This is a genomic window from Myxococcus eversor, from assembly GCF_010894455.1.
Taxonomy (GTDB): Bacteria; Myxococcota; Myxococcia; order Myxococcales; family Myxococcaceae; genus Myxococcus; species Myxococcus eversor.
In genome coordinates, this window is record NZ_JAAIXY010000107.1 from 1 (window position 1) to 396 (window position 396).

General features: G+C 59.1%; 1 protein-coding gene. It reads right to left on the reverse strand.

Going from position 1 to position 396, the window contains the following annotated elements:
• Positions 1-40 precede the first annotated feature (40 nt).
• On the reverse strand, positions 41-396 hold a 356-nt coding region (locus G4D83_RS45345; RefSeq protein ID WP_163871184.1), incomplete at its 5' end, for a hypothetical protein.

The window sequence follows — 396 nt, forward strand, 5'->3', positions numbered from 1 at the left end:
CTTTTTCGCGCGAGCAGAGCCAAGCTTTAGGATCGCTGCGTCAACGCATCAGCATGGACCGGATCGCTCGTTTCACGTCCGGATCGCAATCCGCCTGATTGGCGCCACACGCCGTCGACGTGAGGGCGTGTGTCAGGGGTATGCGAGATGGAACCGGTACGCCCGCGAAGTCCAGAAAATCCGACGTCAGAGATTCAATACGAAGGACGAGCCCCGGTTCGACGACGCTCTCGCCGTAAGTTTTCACCATGCGATATAGTGTGATCCATGGCGGACGCCCCTTGTAAATCTTTGAAGCCTCTCGCGTGAATTTCTTGGGGAAGGCCGGCTGATGGTCGCCGTAGAACAGGATGGCGATCGGCCGGCCGATGGCATGCGCCTCCCGTTCCAGGCGAA